Here is a 15499-nt window from a genome sequence, read left to right as displayed (position 1 = left end):
ATAAGAGCCAGCACCCAGCTGGCGGCCGCCGGGGTCTCCGATGACGAGATCCTCCGCCCGTTGCACGATCTGCTCACCGAACCGGTGGCGGCGCTGGGCGGCACCCGCCGGGACGCGGACACCGTTTTCACCTGCACGCTGGCCACCATGCGCCGCTACCTGGGGGGCACCGCCCAGCCCAAGCGGGCCGATGTCGACCATCTGGTGGCGTTCTGCCTACGAGGACTGGGAGCCTGATGCGCGCGATCGTCTGCCAAACCTACGGACCGCCGGAAAGCCTGGTGCTCCAAGAGCTTCCCGATCCCACGCCCGGGCCCGGCACGATGGTGGTGCGGGTGCGCGCCGCGGCGGTCAACTTCCCCGACGTGCTGATGATCGGCGGGAAATATCAGCTGAAGATCCCGACCCCCTTCACGCCCGGCAGTGAGCTGGCCGGTGACGTGATCGCCGCCGGTGACGGGGTGGCGTTCGCGCCCGGTGACCGGGTGGTCGGCACCTCGTTCGTGGGCGGATTCGCCGAACAGGCGTTGCTGCCGGCCGCGGCGGTCAGCGCGATCCCCGACGGCGTGGACTACGCCGCGGCGGCCGGCTTCGGTGTCACCTATCGCACCGCCTATCACGCGCTGCGCTCCGTCGCCCAGGTGGCCGAGGGGGATTGGGTAGTGGTGCTCGGCGCCGCCGGTGGGGTCGGGCTGGCGGCGGTCGATCTGGGCGTGGCGTTGGGTGCGCGGGTGCTGGCCGCCGCGTCCAGCCCGGAGAAGCTCGCCGTGTGCACGCAGCGCGGCGCGCAAGCCGTGGTCGACTACGACCGGGAGGACCTCAAGGCGCGGATCCGCGAGATCACCGGCGACGGGGCGCAGGCGGTGCTCGACCCGGTCGGCGGGCCCTACGCCGAGCCGGCGCTGCGCAGCCTGGCCCGCGGCGGGCGCTTTGTCACGCTCGGCTACGCCGCCGGGGCGATCCCGGCGATCCCGCTGAATTTGGTCATGCTCAAGGGCATCACCGTGCAGGGCATGGAGATCCGGACGTTCGCCACCGACCATCCCGCGGAGAACGAGCGGGATCTCGGCGAACTGCAGCGGCTGTTCGCCGAGGGCCGGGTCAGCCCCTACATCGGCGCCCGCTTCGGCCTCGCCGACACCGCGGCGGCGCTGCGCTACGTCGCCGACCGCAAGGCCGTCGGCAAGGTCATCATCGACGTCTGACCCAGACCAACGTATTGTGGCTCGTCACACCGTCATTCGTGGTGGTGGCCGACAAGGTCAGTTGGTCGCCGTCCACGTCGGCGTGGCGCAGCTGCGGGCTCGCCAGCAGCTCCGGCAGCGTCGAGATGCTCACCAGGTGGTGCACCGTCGCGCTGTCCTCGTCGACACGGAAGCGGCCGCCGTAAGCGATGTGCTGGTGCGCTGCCGCATCAGCGCCCGAAGCGAGCTGCGCGGACATATAGTCGTCGCCGGTGTAGAGGATCAGGCCGCGCGGGGCGGTACCCATCGGGTACGACACCGCCCCGGTGTCGACGTCGCGGGATTCCATCGACGCCAGCTCCCAGCCGCCCAGGAGTGCGTCACGCAAGGTGCTCATCAGGGCATGATGACGGTTCGGGTCACCGGTTCGGCGGCCGCTTGCCGGCTGCGCAGCCCGCGCCGCAGGGCGCTGAGCAGCGCGTCGCGGGTCTCGCGCGGGTCGATGAGCTCGTCGAAGCCGAGCTGCTTGGCGGAGTGATACGACGCCTGCAACTCGGTGTCGCGCAGCTTGGCGGCCAGATCCTCCCCGGCGTGCGAGGCGGCACTGAGCGCGGCCGCACTCATCGCCCCCATCGTCGCCCCCGGATAGGCGAATGTCGCCACCTGCGAGTCGAACCCGAGCAACGACATCACCATGGAACCGAAGCCATAGGCTTTGCGCAGCGTCAGGTGCAGCTTCACGGTGGTGGCCGCGGTCTGGGCGGCGAACATCCGGGCGCCGGCCCGCAGCACACCGCTGCGCTCCGAGCGGCTGCCCGGCAGCATGCCCGGATTGTCGGCCAGGAACACGAGCGGCAGGTGGAACGAATCGGCCACCGTGATGAAGTGGGCGGCCTTGTCCGCGGCGTCGGCGTCGATCGAGCCGGCCAGCACCTGCGGCTGGTTGGCCACCACCGCCACCGGGTGCCCGCCCAGACGGGCCAGCGCGCAGATGATCGCGGGTCCGAACCGGGGCTGCACCTCAAACCAGTCGGGGCGGTCGAAGACGACGTCGAGAACCGCGCGCATGTCATAGACCCGGCGGTTGTCGCGCGAGACGATGTCGAGCAGCTCCGGCGTCGGGCGCGGCTCGGCGGCCGGGTCGGCAGGCAGCGCCGGCGGGTAGGACCAGGCGCTCGGCGGGAAATAGGACAGGTACCGGCGGATGTCGTCGAGCACCGCCGCGTCGTCGTCGGCGAGGTTGTGGATCACCCCGCTTCTCAGGGCGACCTCGGGGCCGCCGAGGTCCTCCTTCGAGATGTCTTCGCCCGTCGACTCTTTGACCACCGGCGGCCCGGCGGTGAAGATCGCGCCGAGCGGGCTCATGATCCGGAAGTCACAGACCGGGCCGACCAGGGCGCCGTGCCCGGCCGACGGGCCCAGCACCGCCGCGACGGTCGGCACCCGGCCCGAACACTGCGCCTGGGCCAGCAGGTCGGTGGGGGTGCGCCCGTAATGCTCACCGGTGGGACGGAATCCGGCGCCCTCCAGCAGCATCACCAACGGAATCTTGTCGCGCAGCGCCAGTTCGGCGATGCGGTAGCGCTTGGCGTTGCCGCCGGGTCCGATGCTGCCCGCCAGCGTGGTGAAGTCCTCGGCGCCCACCATCACCGGGGATCCGTTGATCTCCCCCGAGCCGACCACGATCCCGTCGGCGGCGATCTCCCCGCCGACCATGGTGCCCAACTCACGGAACGTTCCGGGGTCGAGTAGGTGGTCGATCCGGGCGCGCGCGTCGAGCTTGCCCTTCCCGTGGTGTTTGGCCACCCGCTCGGGCCCGCCCATCGCCTGGGTGTGCCGGCGCCGCCGGTCCAGGTCGTCCAGCGTGTCCTGCCAGCCGTTCGTCATCTACCGGTCCTCATTCGTTGACCATACTGAAATTCTTACTGTAGCGTCACTCGGCATGGCCGGAAGTGGTCCTGCGGGATGGTGTCCGGCTACGAGTTCCGTTGCGCCGGAGGACTGATGACCGTGAGCCCGATTCCGCGCCATCCGCATGAGGTGACCAGCAGGTGGCTTTCCGGTGTGCTGAGCGCCCGGGGTGAACCGGTCGAGGTCGCCTCGGTCGACGTCACGCCGGTCGGCACCGGCCAGACCGGCGCCACCTACCGGGTGTCGGCGAACTACGCCGGCAATCGGGACGGCCTGCCCGGCACCTTCGTGATCAAGCTTCCGGCCGGCGACGATGCGGTCCGCGATCGCGTCGTGCTGGGCTATCGCAGTGAGTGCGCCTTCTACCAAGACGTCGCCGATCGCGTCCGGATCCCGATACCAGAGTGCTTCCACTGCGAAATCAACGCGGACGCAACCGAGTACGCGTTGCTGCTCGCCGACCAGGCGCCCGCGTCCCAAGGCGACCAGATTGCCGGCTGTGGTGAGCGGCAGGCGCGGCTGGCGGTGACCGCGCTGGCCGGCCTGCACGCACCCACCTGGTGCGACGAACAGTGGCTGACGTTCCCCGGGTTGGCGATGACCCAGTTGGACGAGGCCGGCGCCAAAGGCATGGGCGACATCGCCCGGATGTGTGCGGCCACCACCGTCGAGCGGCTCGGCGCGCAACTCGGCGACGCCGACTGTGCGACGCTGACGGCCGCGCTGGACGTGATCACGCCCTGGGTGTCAGCGCCGCTCGGCCGGTTCGCGCTGATCCACGGCGACTACCGGCTGGACAACATGCTGTTCAGCCCCGACGGGGACCAGGTCTGGGTGGTCGACTGGCAGACCCTGGGCGTCGGCCTGCCGGCCCGCGACCTGGCCTTCTTCACCGCCACCAGCTTGGTGCCCGAGCTGCGCTCGGCGATCGAAGCCGATCTGGTCACGGCGTATCACGCTGCGCTGCTGGACTACGGCGTGAGCGGCTATGACCGGGAAACCTGTTGGCAGGACTACCGGTTCGGTATGTTGCAGGCTCCGCTGATCTGCGCGCTCGGGCTGGTCTTCGCGACCGGCACCGACCGCGGCGACGACATGTTCGTCACCATGCTGCGGCGCGCCTGCGCGGCCATCCGCGACCTGGGCACGCTGGAACTGGTGGGAGAGGTCTGTGCATATGAATGCTGAATCGCCGCGGCCGCCCGAGGGCGACTGGCTCGGAACCCCGTTCCTCGAGTTCCGGCGGGAGGGCCCGATCGCGGTCTGCACGCTGAACCGCCCCGAAGCCCGCAACGCGATGACCCCCGCGATGTACTTCGGCATCCGCTACGCGGTAGGCCTGGTCAACTCGGACCCGGACCTGGCCGGGCTGCTGATCACCGGCACCGGCGACGTGTTCGCCCCCGGCGGCGACATGGGCGGCGGCGGGGCGGACAACTGGATCACCTTCGGGTCCGCGCTGGGCATGGACGTCACCCCGTTCGACGCGTTGCGCAGTTCGGTCAAGCCGGTCGTCTCGGCGGTCAACGGACTGTGTCAGGGCGGCGGCCTGCAGATCGCGCTGTGCAGCGACGTCGCCGTGGTCAGCGACCGGGCGACCTTCCGGGTGCCCGAGCTGTTCCGCGGCATCGCCGACACCTACTACAGCCAGATGCTGGCCCGGGTGGTCGGGCCGGTCCGGACCCGCGACCTGATGTTCACCGGCCGCACGTTCGGGGCGCAGGAAGCACTCGAGTGGGGCATGGTGGCACGGGTGGTTCCGCACCACGAACTGGCCGACGCCGCACATGAGGTGCTGGCGCAGTGCTGCCGGACGGCGCCGGCCGCGCGGGCGGTGGTCAAGTCGAGCCTGGACGCCTACCTCGGGCTGTTCGACCGGATCGGAATGAGCACCAGCCTGGGTGCGCCGGAGGCCGTCGAAGGCTTCCGGGCGTTCAAAGAGCGCAGGTCACCGGCGTGGGTGCACCCGGCCTTACGGATCGACGGACGACTATAGATGAGCTATTTGCTTTATATGAGAATGGGTGTGCACGAAAAGTAGAATCAGCTATCCCATTAACCACGAATCGGTTAGTATCCACACGCGTCGTGTCGCGAGTTTTTCTCGAAGGGGTCACCAGCTATGGGGATGAAGGACCTGATTCCGCGGTCCCCGCAGCTGGCGATCGGGCGCTTGGCGGAGCCGATGCAGGCGGTCGGCGGGCTGTTCAGCATGACGGTCGATGCGGTGAAGTTCATGTTTCGGCGCCCGTTTCAGGCCCGCGAATTCCTGGAGCAGTCCTGGTTCGTCGCCCGGGTCTCGCTGGCGCCCACGCTGCTGGTGGCGATCCCCTTCACGGTGCTGGTCAGCTTCATCCTGAACATCCTGCTGCGCGAGCTCGGAGCCGCGGACCTGTCCGGGGCCGGTGCGGCGTTCGGCGCGGTCACCCAGGTCGGGCCGATGGTGACGGTGTTGATCGTCGCGGGCGCCGGCGCCACCGCGATGTGCGCCGACCTGGGTTCCCGCACGATCCGCGAAGAGATCGACGCCATGGAGGTGCTGGGCATCAACCCGGTGCAGCGGCTGGTGACACCGCGCATGCTGGCGGCCGGGCTGGTGGCGCTGCTGCTGAACAGCCTGGTGGTGATCATCGGAATCCTCGGCGGCTACGTGTTCTCGGTCTTCGTCCAGGACGTCAACCCCGGTGCGTTCGCGGCGGGCATCACGCTGTTGACCGGGGTGCCCGAGCTGATCATCTCCTGCATCAAAGCAGCGCTGTTCGGCCTGATCGCGGGCATGGTCGCCTGCTACCGCGGCCTGACGATCTCCGGCGGCGGCGCCAAGGCCGTCGGCAACGCGGTGAACGAGACCGTGGTGTACGCCTTCATGTCGTTGTTCGTCGTCAACGTGGTCGTCACCGCGATCGGCATCAAGATGACGGCGCGCTGAGCCGTGGCGCTGCGGGCTCTGGCGGCGGTCTATCCGGGCGTGACCCGGCAGGTTCGGCGCCCCATCGCGGCGCTGGGCCGGCTCGGTGACCACACGCTGTTCTACGGCCGGGCGATCGCCACCGCGCCGTTCGCGTTCACTCATTACCGCCGGGAGGTCATTCGGCTGATCGCCGAGATCAGCATGGGCACCGGGACCCTGGCGATGATCGGCGGCACCGTGGTGATCGTCGGGTTCTTGACCCTGGCGGCCGGCGGCACCCTGGCGGTCCAGGGCTACAGCTCGCTGGGCAACATCGGCATCGAGGCGCTGACCGGGTTCTTGGCGGCGTTCATCAATGTCCGCATCTCGGCGCCGGTGGTCGCCGGTATCGGGTTGGCGGCCACCTTCGGCGCCGGTGTGACGGCGCAGCTGGGCGCGATGCGCATCAACGAGGAGATCGACGCCCTGGAGTCGATGGCGATTCGCCCGATCGCCTACCTGGTCAGCACCCGCATCGTCGCCGGGCTGGTCGCCATCACCCCGCTGTACTCGATCGCGGTGATCCTGTCGTTCCTCGCCAGCCGATTCACCACGGTCTTTCTGTTCGGGCAGTCAGCGGGCCTGTACGACCATTACTTCCGGACCTTTCTGAACCCGATCGACCTGCTGTGGTCGTTCCTGCAGGCCTTCCTGATGGCGGTCACCATCTTGTTGATCCACACCTATTTCGGCTACTTCGCCGCGGGCGGCCCCGCCGGCGTCGGCGTCGCGGTGGGCAACGCGGTGCGCACCTCGCTGGTGGTGGTGGTCTCGGTGACGCTGCTGGTCTCGCTGTCGGTCTACGGCGCCAGCGGCAACTTCAACCTGGCCGGATAGCCGCTGCGACGAGGCCATGTGACCTAAGTGGTATTGGCATTCTCATTTCTTGCAAGTACCGTATCCATCGATGAACGACCCAGTGCAGACCTCCTCGGGAATACCGCTCAAGCCGGTGTATGGGCCGGAAGACCGGCGCGACGAACCGCCCGCGCCGGGCACCTACCCGTTCACCCGGGGCAACTTCGCGTCCGGTTACCGCGGCCGGCTATGGACCTTCCGGCAGTACTCCGGGTTCGGCACGGCCGAGGAGTCCAACCGGCGCTACCGATACCTGCTGGACCAGGGCGGCACCGGCCTGTCGGTCGCGCTGGACCTGCCCACCCAGTGCGGCTACGACTCCGACGACCCCGAAGTCGGTGAGGAGGTCGGCCGGGTCGGGGTGGCCGTCGACACCCTCGCCGACGCCGAGATCCTGTTCGACTCGATCCCGCTGGACAAGATCAGCACCAGCTTCACCATCAACGGGACCGCGGCGATCCTGCTCGCGTTCTACGTGGCCGCCGCCGAGCGCAAGGGCGTGCCGCGGGCCAAGCTCACCGGCACGATCCAGAACGACATCCTCAAGGAGTACGCCTCCCGCGGCACCTGGATCTGGCCGCCGGAGCCGTCGCTGCGCCTGATCGCCGACACCATCGAGTTCTGCGCCGCCGAAGTGCCGCGGTTCAACGCGATCTCGGTGGCCGGCGCGCACTTCCGCGACGCCGGCGCCAACGCCGTGCAGGAGATGGCGTTCACGCTGGCTGACGGCGTCACCTACTGCGACACCGTGGTGGAGCGCGGGCGGATGACCATCGACCAGTTCGCCCCGCAGATCTCGTTCTTCTTCTACACCCACGGCGACTTCTTCGAAGAGGTCGCCAAGTACCGGGCCGGACGCCGCCGCTGGGCCACCATCGTGCGGGAGCGCTACGGCGCCGAGGCCGACAAGGCGTCGATGTTCCGGTTCGGCTGCGTCGCGGGCGGGGCGTCGCTGTTCGCGCCCCAGGCCCAGAACAACCTGGTGCGGGTCGCCTACGAGTCGATGGCCGCGGTACTGGGCGGGGTGCAGTCGATGTTCACCGCCGCCTGGGATGAGCCCTTCGCGCTGCCCAGCGAGGAGTCCGCGACGCTGGCGCTGCGCACCCAGCAGATCCTCGCCTACGAAACCGGGGTGACCCGGGTGGCCGATCCGCTCGGGGGCTCCTACTTCGTCGAGGCGCTCACCGACGCCACCGAGGAACGCATCATCGAGATCATGGACGACCTGGAGCGCCACGGCGGCATGGTCCGCGCCATCGAGGACGGCTACCTGCAGGGCCTGATCGCCGACGAGGCGTTCAAGATCCATCACGAGATCGAATCGGGCGAGCGCCCGGTCGTCGGCGTCAACAAGTTCACGTCCGATGAGCCGCCACCGGAGATCGCCACCTACGAACTCGACGCCGAGGGCCGCGACGTCCAGCTCAAGCGGCTGGCTCGGGTCAAGGCCGAGCGCAACGCCGGCGACGTCGCCGCGAAGCTGGCCGCGCTGTCGCGCGCCGCCGAAGGCGACGCCAACCTGATGCATTCTCTGATCGACTGCGCCAACGCCTACTGCACAGTGGGTGAGATGGTTTCGGCGCTCAAGTCGGTCTGGGGCGAGTTCCAGCAACCGGTGGTGTACTGATGACTTCTCCGCTCGCGTCCACCGTCCCGGCCCGGGTCCTGGTCGCCAAGCCCGGCCTGGACGGCCACGACCGCGGCGCCAAGATCGTCGCGCGGACCCTGCGCGACGCCGGCTTCGAGGTCATCTACACCGGCATCCGGCAACGGGTCGAGGACATCGTCGCCACCGCCCTGCAGGAGGACGTGGCGGTGGTCGGGCTGAGCATTCTGTCCGGCGCCCACGTCGCGTTGACCGCCCGCATCGTCGAGGCGCTGCGTGCCGCGGACGGCGGTGACATCGCGGTGGTGGTCGGTGGAACCATCCCGCAGTCCGATGTGGCCAAGCTGTTGTCGCTGGGTGCGGCGGCGGTCTTTCCCACCGGAACCTCATTGGATGACCTGGTGACCGGGGTCCGGCAGGTCATCGGCCAGGCGGAGGCGAACTGAACATGCGACTGGGAGTGATGATCGGGGCCGAGCGCGGCGACATGGCGCGCAAGGTCGCCAAGCTGATCGCCGACATCGAGTGGGCCGATGCGGCCGGGCTGGACACCGCGTGGATGCCGCAGGTGCCCGACGACTTCGACCTGCTGACCATGGTGGCGCTGATGGCCTGCCACAGCACCCGGATCGAGCTGGGCACCGCTGTGGTGCCGTTGCAGGCTCAGCATCCGATTGCCCTGGCCCGCCAAGCGCTTTCGGTGAACGCCATTTCCGGCGGCCGGCTGGCGCTGGGCGTCGGGCCGTCGCACCACTGGATCATCCGGGACATGCTCGGACTGCCGTACGACAAGCCGGCCGCCTACACCCGCGACTACCTGGAAGTGCTCAACGCGGCACTGTCGGGACCCGGCCCTGTTGACGTGGAGAACGACACTTTCACCGTGCACAACCCGACCGCGCTCGGGGCCGAGCCGAAGATGCCGGTGCTGGTGGCCGCCCTGGGCCCGGTGATGCTGCAGATCGCCGGCGAGCACGCCGACGGCACCTCGCTGTGGATGGCCGACGAGAAGGCGATCGCCGAGCACATCGCGCCGAAGATCAACAAGGCCGCCGCGGAAGCGGGCAAACCCGCACCGCGCATCGTCGCCGGCATCCCGGTCACCCTGTGCGCCAACTCCGAGATCGAGGCCGCCAAGGAGCGCGCCAACCGGATCCTGGCCGAGGCCGAGACCTCGCCCAACTACCAGCGGCTGCTCGACCGCGGTTCGGCCCGCGATGTCGGCGACCTGTGTGCGGCCGGTGATGAGGAATCAATCTTGAAGCGGTTCAAGCAGTTCGCCGACGCCGGAGTGACCGACCTGTCGGTGCGGCTGCTGCCGATCGGTGCCAACCGTGACGACCTGATCGCCTCCAAGCGCCGCACGCGCGAGGTGATCGCCGAGCTCGCCAAGGAGATTTAAGTGAGCGGACCGCTGTCGGGGATCCGCATCCTCGAAGTGGGGGTGATGCTGGCCGGCCCGTACGCGACCATGCTGCTGGCCGACCTCGGCGCCGAGGTCATCAAGATCGAGCCGCCGAGCGGGGAGATCTCCCGTCAGGTCGGCCCGAGCTACTTCGCCAGCCTCAACCGCAACAAGCGCAGCATCGCCTTGGACCTTCAGTCAGCAGTCGGACAGGCCCGGCTGGGTGAACTGGTCGCCGAATCCCATGCGCTGCTGGTAAATATGAAGCCGTCGGTGATCAAGCGGCTGGGCCTGACGTATGAGGCGCTGCGGCGTTTCAACTCGAAGATCGTGTGCGTGGCGTTGACCGGGTTTGGGCTGGACGGCGGCGACGAACCGGCCTTCGACTACGTGATCCAGGCGGCCACCGGGGTGGCCGCGATGACCGGCGATCCGGACGGCCCGCCCACCCTGCCGGGGTACTCCTCGGCTGACAACTCCACCGGGATGGCGGCCGCGCTGGGCCTGCTGGCCCAGATCGTCAGCGGCCGCGGCGGCCAGGTCGAGGTCTCGCTGCTCGACGTGATGCTGTCCCAGCTGAACTACCGTGCGTCGGCCTACCTCAACGACGGTGTCGAGCCGCAACGCCATCCACACGGCGCGCACTCGTATTACGTTCCCGCTCAGCTGTTTCCCACCGCAGCGGGCTATCTGGCGCTGTTCGTCACCCACGACGGGTTCTGGAAGAGTTTCGCGGGCGAAGCCGGTATCGACGGTTTCGCCACGATGTCCGAGCGCGTTGCCCGCCGCGAGGAAGTGCTCGCCGTCGTCACCGCGGCGCTGGCCTCGGACACCGCGGCCGGCTGGGAGCGCCGCTTGCGGCCCCTGGGTATCCCGGCGGCCGCGGTGCGCACGCTGCCCGAGGCGCTGAAGGAATACACCCACGCGATCGTCACGGCCGGCGATTTCCGGTTGGTGGGCAGCCCGATTCGCGTCGCCGGGTATGAGCCGGCGTACCGGCCGCCGCCGGCGCTGGGGGAGTAGCTCAGACCGTGACGATCGTCGCCGACGCCGTCCCGGGCGCACCGTAGACCTGCGCGAACCCCACCTTCGGCTCGCCCGGCACCTGGCGCTCGCCGGCCTGGCCGCGCAATTGCAGCACCAGCTCGTGCAGCTGGCGCAGACCGGACGCGCCGATCGGCTCGCCGTTGGCGATCAGCCCGCCGTCGGTGTTGACCGGCAGCGAGCCGGAAATCTCGGTGGCGCCGTCGGCGAGCAGCTTCTCCTGGTCGCCGTCGGCGCAGAAGCCGCACTCGGCCATGTGGATCACCTCGGCGCCGGCATCGGTGTCCTGCAGCTGGACCACGTCGACGTCTTCGGGTGCCACACCGGCGATTTCGAACGCGGCACGCGCCGCATACACCGTCGGCGCCACGTCCTCTTCGATCGGAGCCGATGTCCCGTGCACCTCGTAGGCGCCGAAGGTGCGGGTGCGGATCTCGGTGGCCTTCAGATACACCGGCTTGTCGGTGTAGCGGTGGGCGATCTCCGCGCGGCACATGACGATCGCGGCGGCGCCCTCATCCGGCGCGCAGAACATGTACTGGGTCAACGGATAATTGAGCACCGTCGAATTGAGGATGGCGTCCTCGGACATCGGCTTGCGCCGGAAGGCATTCGGGTTCAACGCCCCGTTGCGGAAGTTCTTGGCGGCGACCTTGGCCAGCGTGGCTTGGGAGATGCCGTGGTCGTGCAGGTAGCGGTTCGCCTTCATACCGAAGAACTTGGTGGTGACGAACTGCCCGTTCTCGGCGTACCAGGCGGGCAGCGCCAGCTTGGCCGGATCGTCGGTGAAGGCTCCGCGGGGGTGCTTGTCCATGCCGATCGCGATACCGATGTCGTACTTGCCCGACCGGATGTTGTCGGCGCAGACCTGGGTGGCGGTCGCGGCCGTCGCGCACGCGTTGAACACGTTGGTGAACGGGATGCCGGTGAGCCCGACCAGTCGGGTCACCGCGTCCGGGTTGGAGATCTCGTAGCTGCCGCCGACGCCGAACTGGATGTCGCGCCACTCGACGCCGGCGTCGGCCAGCGCGGTGTGGATCGCCTCGGCGCCCATCTGCATCGCCGACTTGTCGAACCGGCCGAACGGGTGCAGCCCGACACCGATGATCGCCACATCGTTGTTCGCTACGGTCATTTTCCAGGTCTCCTTAGACGGGCTGGAAGGCCCAGGTGAGAATCTCGGTCCCGTCGTCGTCGACGTAGAACGGCACCATGGTCAGTTCGACGTCCATGCCGAATTTCAGCTTGGCGGGGTCGGATTCGGTCAGGCGGGCCTCAACCTTGACCACATCGCCGAGCCGCACCAGTCCGACGCCGAACGGGGCGAAGCCCTCGGCGGACTCGCCGCCGGCATAGGGCAGCTTCGGCACGAAGCCCTGGGTCGTCCAGGCCTCCAACGTCCCCCGGCGGGGCAGCAGCAGATCACGCACCCGCGGGCCGCTGCAGCGCGGGCAGTGGTCCTGGCGGGGCCACACCGTCGCCGCGCAGTCGTCGCATTGACTGCCGATCAGGGCCGGGTTCTCGTCGGGCCAGTTGGTGACGTCGGGAGCGAGGACCTTACGCATCGGCGATACCCGCCGTCCAAGTGCGCAGACACGGAGTGGAAATCACATTCTCGATTAGAGCATATGTGCGTCCCCGGGGGGAAGCCGGGATCGGTCCGGCCGGGTTGGTCGAGGGCGCGCGAGGGTGCGCGAGGGTGCGCAGACCCGGGAAATGCCTCGGCGTGTCGACCGGGGACACGCGCGATCGCCGGGAAGGGGCGGCTCAGTTGGCCAGGCCGTGGGCGCAGAAGTCCCAGACCTCGTCGGCGCTGATGGGATGGGCCGCCGGGTCGTCGGACTCGGCGCTGGACTGTGCCACGAACATGACCGTCTGCATGGTCATCGCCGCCATGCGCCGGGCGTTGACTCCCTTCCGCAGCTCGCCGGCCTCGTCGGCGGCCTCCATCAGCTCGGTGAGCAGGCCCAGCAACGGGGTGAAGGCGACCCGGACCTCGGTGGGGTGCGACACCAGCAGCCGGGGCGCGAAGTCGGTGAACAGCGGGCGCTTGGCGGACGGGTCCGGCCGGGACAGCTCGAAGAGCAGCTCGACGGCCACTTTCAGCTGCTCCATCGGGGTGGCCTTGTCCTCGGTGGCGGCGCGGATCTGGTCGGCGGTGCGGCTCAGGGCGTCCTCGAACAGCGCCAGCAGCAGCTCATGTTTGCCGTTGAACTGCAGGTAGAAACTGCGCAGCGACTGCCGTGAGCGCTCGACGACTTCCTGGACGGTGAAGTCGGTGCTGCCCTTTTCGATGATGATGGCCTGGGCGGCGTCCAGGAATCGCTGCACGCGCTGGGCGGCCCGCAGGCGCGCGGTCTTGATCGACCGTTCGACCGCCCGCTGCTTCCAGACGGGCTCCTCTTCGGGGTTGCTCACCAGCGGCTCCAGCGGTTGCCTTTTTGGGAGAACACGAATGCACCTTACCGGAGAATGAGGCCATAGCGACGGCGCCGATCTGGGCGCTGCCGTCCCGACTTCGAAGATGGTAACTTTCCTCTTAAGAGAAGCAGCTTCTCGTACTGTGTCGCCCCGGTACCGACCCCGCAACTGAGTAAGGACGTCCATGTACATCGATTACGAGGTCGCCGACCGGATCGCGACGATCACCCTGAACCGTCCGGAGGCGGCCAACGCCCAGAACCCCGAGTTGCTCGACGAGCTCGACGCGGCCTGGACGCGCGCCGCCGACGACGACGACGTCGCGGTCATCGTGCTGCGGGCCAACGGCAAACACTTCTCGGCCGGCCACGACCTCAAGGGCGGCGGTCCGGTGCCGGACAAGATCACCCTGGAGTTCATCTACAAGCACGAATGCAAGCGCTATCTGGAGTACACCCTGCGGTGGCGCAATGTGCCCAAGCCGTCGATCGCCGCGGTGCAGGGCCGGTGCATCTCCGGCGGGCTGATGCTGTGCTGGCCGTGCGATCTGATCATCGCCGCCGACGACGCCCAGTTCTCCGACCCGGTCGTGCTCATGGGCATCGGCGGTGTCGAATACCACGGCCACACCTGGGAATTGGGTCCGCGCAAGGCCAAGGAGATCCTGTTCACCGGCCGCGCGATGACCGCTCAGGAAGTCGAGCAGACCGGGATGGTCAACAAGGTGGTGCCACGCGACGAGCTGGACGCCGAGACCCGCCGGCTCGCCGAGCACATCGCCACCATGCCGTCATTCGCGCTACGGCAGGCCAAACGCGCGGTCAACCAGACCCTCGACGTGCAGGGCTTCCACTCGGCGATCCAGTCGGCGTTCGACATTCACGAAACCGGACACGGCAATGCGCTGTCGGTGTGCGGGTGGCCGGTGCTGGTCAACCTCGACCAGATGAAGGCGAAGGTCGACTGACGCCACTGTGTCTGGCTGACTCTGCTCGTGGCCCCGACTTGTCATACCTCGCTGCGATGATGAGGGCATGTCCTCGATCGCATCGGCTGACACCACGAAGTTGGGTCCGTGCCAGCGTCTTGATGTGCTCTTCGATGAGTTGGCGGAGTTGACCGGGCAGCGCAACGCGATCGATGGGCGCATCGTGGAGATCGTCGCCGAGATCGACCGCGACCGACTGTGGGGAGCCACCGGCGCCCGCTCGATCCCCGCGCTGGTGGCCTGGAAAACGGGTGTATCACCGGGAAACGCCGGAACGATCGCGGCCGTGGCACACCGGCTCGAGGAGTTTCCCCGCTGCGCCCAAGGCATGCGGGAAGGCCGCGTCTCGCTGGACCAGATCGGGGTGATCGCGCAACGAGCCGGCGCGGGATCCGATGAACACTATGCACCGCTGGTCAGCGTTGCCACGGTCACCCAACTACGCACCGCGGTCAAACTCGAACCGCGTTCTGATCCCCAGCCCGATCCCCGATCCGAGCCGGCGCGCTCGATCACCAAGACCAGCGACGAACACGGCAGTTGCTGGCGCATCAGACTCGACCCCGTCGACGCGGCGAAATTCGACGCCGCCCTGCAATCACATCTGGATGCGCTGATCACCGAATGGAAACACGATCACGCCGACGACAGTCCCGCATCAGCGCAGCGGCCCCCGCTGCCCGATACCGCCGATGCGTTCATGCGCCTGATCGAAACCGGCTGGGACAGCCAAGCCGCCCGCCGCCCGCACGGTCAGCACACCACCGTGGTGGTGCACCTCGACGTCGAGCACCGAGCCGCCGCACTGCACCTGGGCCCGCTGCTCTCCGATGCCGAACGCCGATACCTGCTCTGCGACGCCACCTTCGAGACCTGGTGGCAACGCAACGGCGAACCGATCGGCGCCGGACGAAGCACCCGCGCCATCAACCGCCGGCTGCGCCGCGCCCTCGAACACCGCCACCGCAGCTGCGTGGTCCCCGGCTGCGGCACCACCCGGGGCCTACACGCCCACCACATCGTGCACTGGGAAGACGGCGGCCCCACCGACATGTCCAACCTGGTCCTGGTCTGCCCCCACCACCATCGCCTGCACCACCGCGGCCTCATCACTATCACCGGTGATGCCGCC

General features: G+C 68.5%; 16 protein-coding genes and 1 pseudogene. 12 read left to right on the top strand and 5 right to left on the bottom strand.

Translation table 11 applies throughout. From position 1 onward, the window contains the following. Together A5771_RS04345 and A5771_RS04340 are read left to right on the top strand one after the other, a co-directional pair. Positions 1-237 (top strand): annotated as a pseudogene (locus A5771_RS04345) (TetR/AcrR family transcriptional regulator); the annotation flags it as partial. Further along, positions 237-1205 carry an NADPH:quinone oxidoreductase family protein gene (locus tag A5771_RS04340; protein WP_064853977.1) on the top strand — a complete coding sequence of 323 codons (969 nt, stop codon included), beginning with the start codon at positions 237-239 and terminating at the stop codon, positions 1203-1205. The pseudogene A5771_RS04345 and the gene A5771_RS04340, both read left to right, overlap by 1 nt. Here A5771_RS04340 and A5771_RS04335 read toward each other — a convergent pair. Both A5771_RS04335 and A5771_RS04330 read right to left on the bottom strand, forming a co-directional pair. After that, the gene (locus A5771_RS04335) at positions 1192-1581 is read right to left on the bottom strand and encodes a lipocalin-like domain-containing protein (protein WP_064853976.1); all 390 of its coding nucleotides are present in this window, start codon (positions 1579-1581) and stop codon (positions 1192-1194) included. The genes A5771_RS04340 and A5771_RS04335 overlap by 14 nt on opposite strands. After that, complete coding sequence (locus tag A5771_RS04330; RefSeq protein ID WP_064853975.1) at positions 1581-3071, bottom strand: acyl-CoA carboxylase subunit beta; 1491 nt, start codon at positions 3069-3071, stop codon at positions 1581-1583. Before A5771_RS04330 ends, A5771_RS04335 begins: the two co-directional genes overlap by 1 nt. A 117-nt stretch (positions 3072-3188) precedes the next feature. Here A5771_RS04330 and A5771_RS04325 point away from each other — a divergent pair, with 117 nt between their 5' ends. From A5771_RS04325 to A5771_RS04290, 8 genes are all read left to right on the top strand, one after another. Continuing rightward, entirely contained in the window at positions 3189-4283 is a 1095-nt protein-coding gene (locus A5771_RS04325) for a phosphotransferase family protein (protein WP_064853981.1), read from the top strand. Then, positions 4273-5091, top strand: a complete 819-nt coding sequence (locus tag A5771_RS04320; protein WP_064853974.1) for an enoyl-CoA hydratase/isomerase family protein — start codon at positions 4273-4275, stop codon at positions 5089-5091. Before A5771_RS04325 ends, A5771_RS04320 begins: the two co-directional genes overlap by 11 nt. Positions 5092-5223: 132 nt before the next feature. Further along, entirely contained in the window at positions 5224-6024 is an 801-nt protein-coding gene (locus A5771_RS04315; protein WP_109401019.1) for an MlaE family ABC transporter permease, read from the top strand. Between the two features lie 3 nt (positions 6025-6027). Beyond that, positions 6028-6882, top strand: a complete 855-nt coding sequence (locus tag A5771_RS04310) for an MlaE family ABC transporter permease (RefSeq protein WP_064853972.1) — start codon at positions 6028-6030, stop codon at positions 6880-6882. Positions 6883-6952: 70 nt separating this feature from the next. Beyond that, positions 6953-8530 carry a methylmalonyl-CoA mutase family protein gene (locus tag A5771_RS04305; RefSeq protein ID WP_064853971.1) on the top strand — a complete coding sequence of 526 codons (1578 nt, stop codon included), beginning with the start codon at positions 6953-6955 and terminating at the stop codon, positions 8528-8530. Next, a complete protein-coding gene (locus A5771_RS04300; protein WP_064853970.1) occupies positions 8530-8955 on the top strand; it encodes a cobalamin B12-binding domain-containing protein in 426 nt (141 codons plus the stop codon). The genes A5771_RS04305 and A5771_RS04300 overlap by 1 nt, the downstream gene beginning before the upstream one ends. A gap of 2 nt (positions 8956-8957) precedes the next feature. Next, on the top strand, positions 8958-9911 hold the full coding sequence (locus A5771_RS04295) for an LLM class F420-dependent oxidoreductase (RefSeq protein WP_064853969.1): 954 nt from the start codon (positions 8958-8960) through the stop codon (positions 9909-9911). After that, on the top strand, positions 9912-10937 hold the full coding sequence (locus A5771_RS04290) for a CaiB/BaiF CoA transferase family protein (RefSeq protein WP_082947046.1): 1026 nt from the start codon (positions 9912-9914) through the stop codon (positions 10935-10937). 1 nt (position 10938) lies between these two features. Here the strand turns inward: A5771_RS04290 and A5771_RS04285 are convergent, their stop codons facing one another. From A5771_RS04285 to A5771_RS04275, 3 genes are all read right to left on the bottom strand, one after another. Next, the gene (locus A5771_RS04285; protein ID WP_064853968.1) at positions 10939-12093 is read right to left on the bottom strand and encodes a thiolase family protein; all 1155 of its coding nucleotides are present in this window, start codon (positions 12091-12093) and stop codon (positions 10939-10941) included. A gap of 13 nt (positions 12094-12106) precedes the next feature. Continuing rightward, the gene (locus tag A5771_RS04280; protein ID WP_064853967.1) at positions 12107-12523 is read right to left on the bottom strand and encodes a Zn-ribbon domain-containing OB-fold protein; all 417 of its coding nucleotides are present in this window, start codon (positions 12521-12523) and stop codon (positions 12107-12109) included. 202 nt (positions 12524-12725) lie between these two features. Further along, positions 12726-13376 (bottom strand): TetR/AcrR family transcriptional regulator, encoded by a 651-nt coding sequence (locus A5771_RS04275; protein ID WP_207545385.1) that lies wholly within the window; start codon positions 13374-13376, stop codon positions 12726-12728. A gap of 187 nt (positions 13377-13563) precedes the next feature. On the opposite strand from A5771_RS04275, the gene A5771_RS04270 reads away from it, so the two are divergent. Together A5771_RS04270 and A5771_RS04265 are read left to right on the top strand one after the other, a co-directional pair. Next, positions 13564-14346, top strand: coding sequence for an enoyl-CoA hydratase (locus A5771_RS04270; RefSeq protein WP_064853966.1), 783 nt, complete (start codon positions 13564-13566; stop codon positions 14344-14346). A 67-nt stretch (positions 14347-14413) separates the two neighbouring features. Continuing rightward, the coding region (locus tag A5771_RS04265) for an HNH endonuclease signature motif containing protein (protein ID WP_064853978.1) at positions 14414-15499 on the top strand (1086 nt) is incomplete at its 3' end.

This window comes from Mycolicibacter sinensis, assembly GCF_001667375.1.
Lineage (GTDB): Bacteria > Actinomycetota > Actinomycetes > Mycobacteriales > Mycobacteriaceae > Mycobacterium > Mycobacterium sinense_A.
Note: the sequence above shows the minus strand (reverse complement) of the source record. Positions and strands in the feature narration are given on the sequence as shown.

Bases quoted from the DNA above. Each gene is read 5' to 3' on its own strand.
- A5771_RS04340 (WP_064853977.1), top strand. From the start codon at position 237: ATGCGCGCGATCGTCTGCCAAACCTACGGACCGCCGGAAAGCCTGGTG.
- A5771_RS04335 (WP_064853976.1), bottom strand. From the start codon at position 1,581: ATGAGCACCTTGCGTGACGCACTCCTGGGCGGCTGGGAGCTGGCGTCG.
- A5771_RS04330 (WP_064853975.1), bottom strand. From the start codon at position 3,071: ATGACGAACGGCTGGCAGGACACGCTGGACGACCTGGACCGGCGGCGC.
- A5771_RS04325 (WP_064853981.1), top strand. From the start codon at position 3,189: ATGACCGTGAGCCCGATTCCGCGCCATCCGCATGAGGTGACCAGCAGG.
- A5771_RS04320 (WP_064853974.1), top strand. From the start codon at position 4,273: ATGAATGCTGAATCGCCGCGGCCGCCCGAGGGCGACTGGCTCGGAACC.
- A5771_RS04315 (WP_109401019.1), top strand. From the start codon at position 5,224: ATGAAGGACCTGATTCCGCGGTCCCCGCAGCTGGCGATCGGGCGCTTG.
- A5771_RS04305 (WP_064853971.1), top strand. From the start codon at position 6,953: ATGAACGACCCAGTGCAGACCTCCTCGGGAATACCGCTCAAGCCGGTG.
- A5771_RS04300 (WP_064853970.1), top strand. From the start codon at position 8,530: ATGACTTCTCCGCTCGCGTCCACCGTCCCGGCCCGGGTCCTGGTCGCC.
- A5771_RS04295 (WP_064853969.1), top strand. From the start codon at position 8,958: ATGCGACTGGGAGTGATGATCGGGGCCGAGCGCGGCGACATGGCGCGC.
- A5771_RS04285 (WP_064853968.1), bottom strand. From the start codon at position 12,093: ATGACCGTAGCGAACAACGATGTGGCGATCATCGGTGTCGGGCTGCAC.
- A5771_RS04280 (WP_064853967.1), bottom strand. From the start codon at position 12,523: ATGCGTAAGGTCCTCGCTCCCGACGTCACCAACTGGCCCGACGAGAAC.
- A5771_RS04270 (WP_064853966.1), top strand. From the start codon at position 13,564: ATGTACATCGATTACGAGGTCGCCGACCGGATCGCGACGATCACCCTG.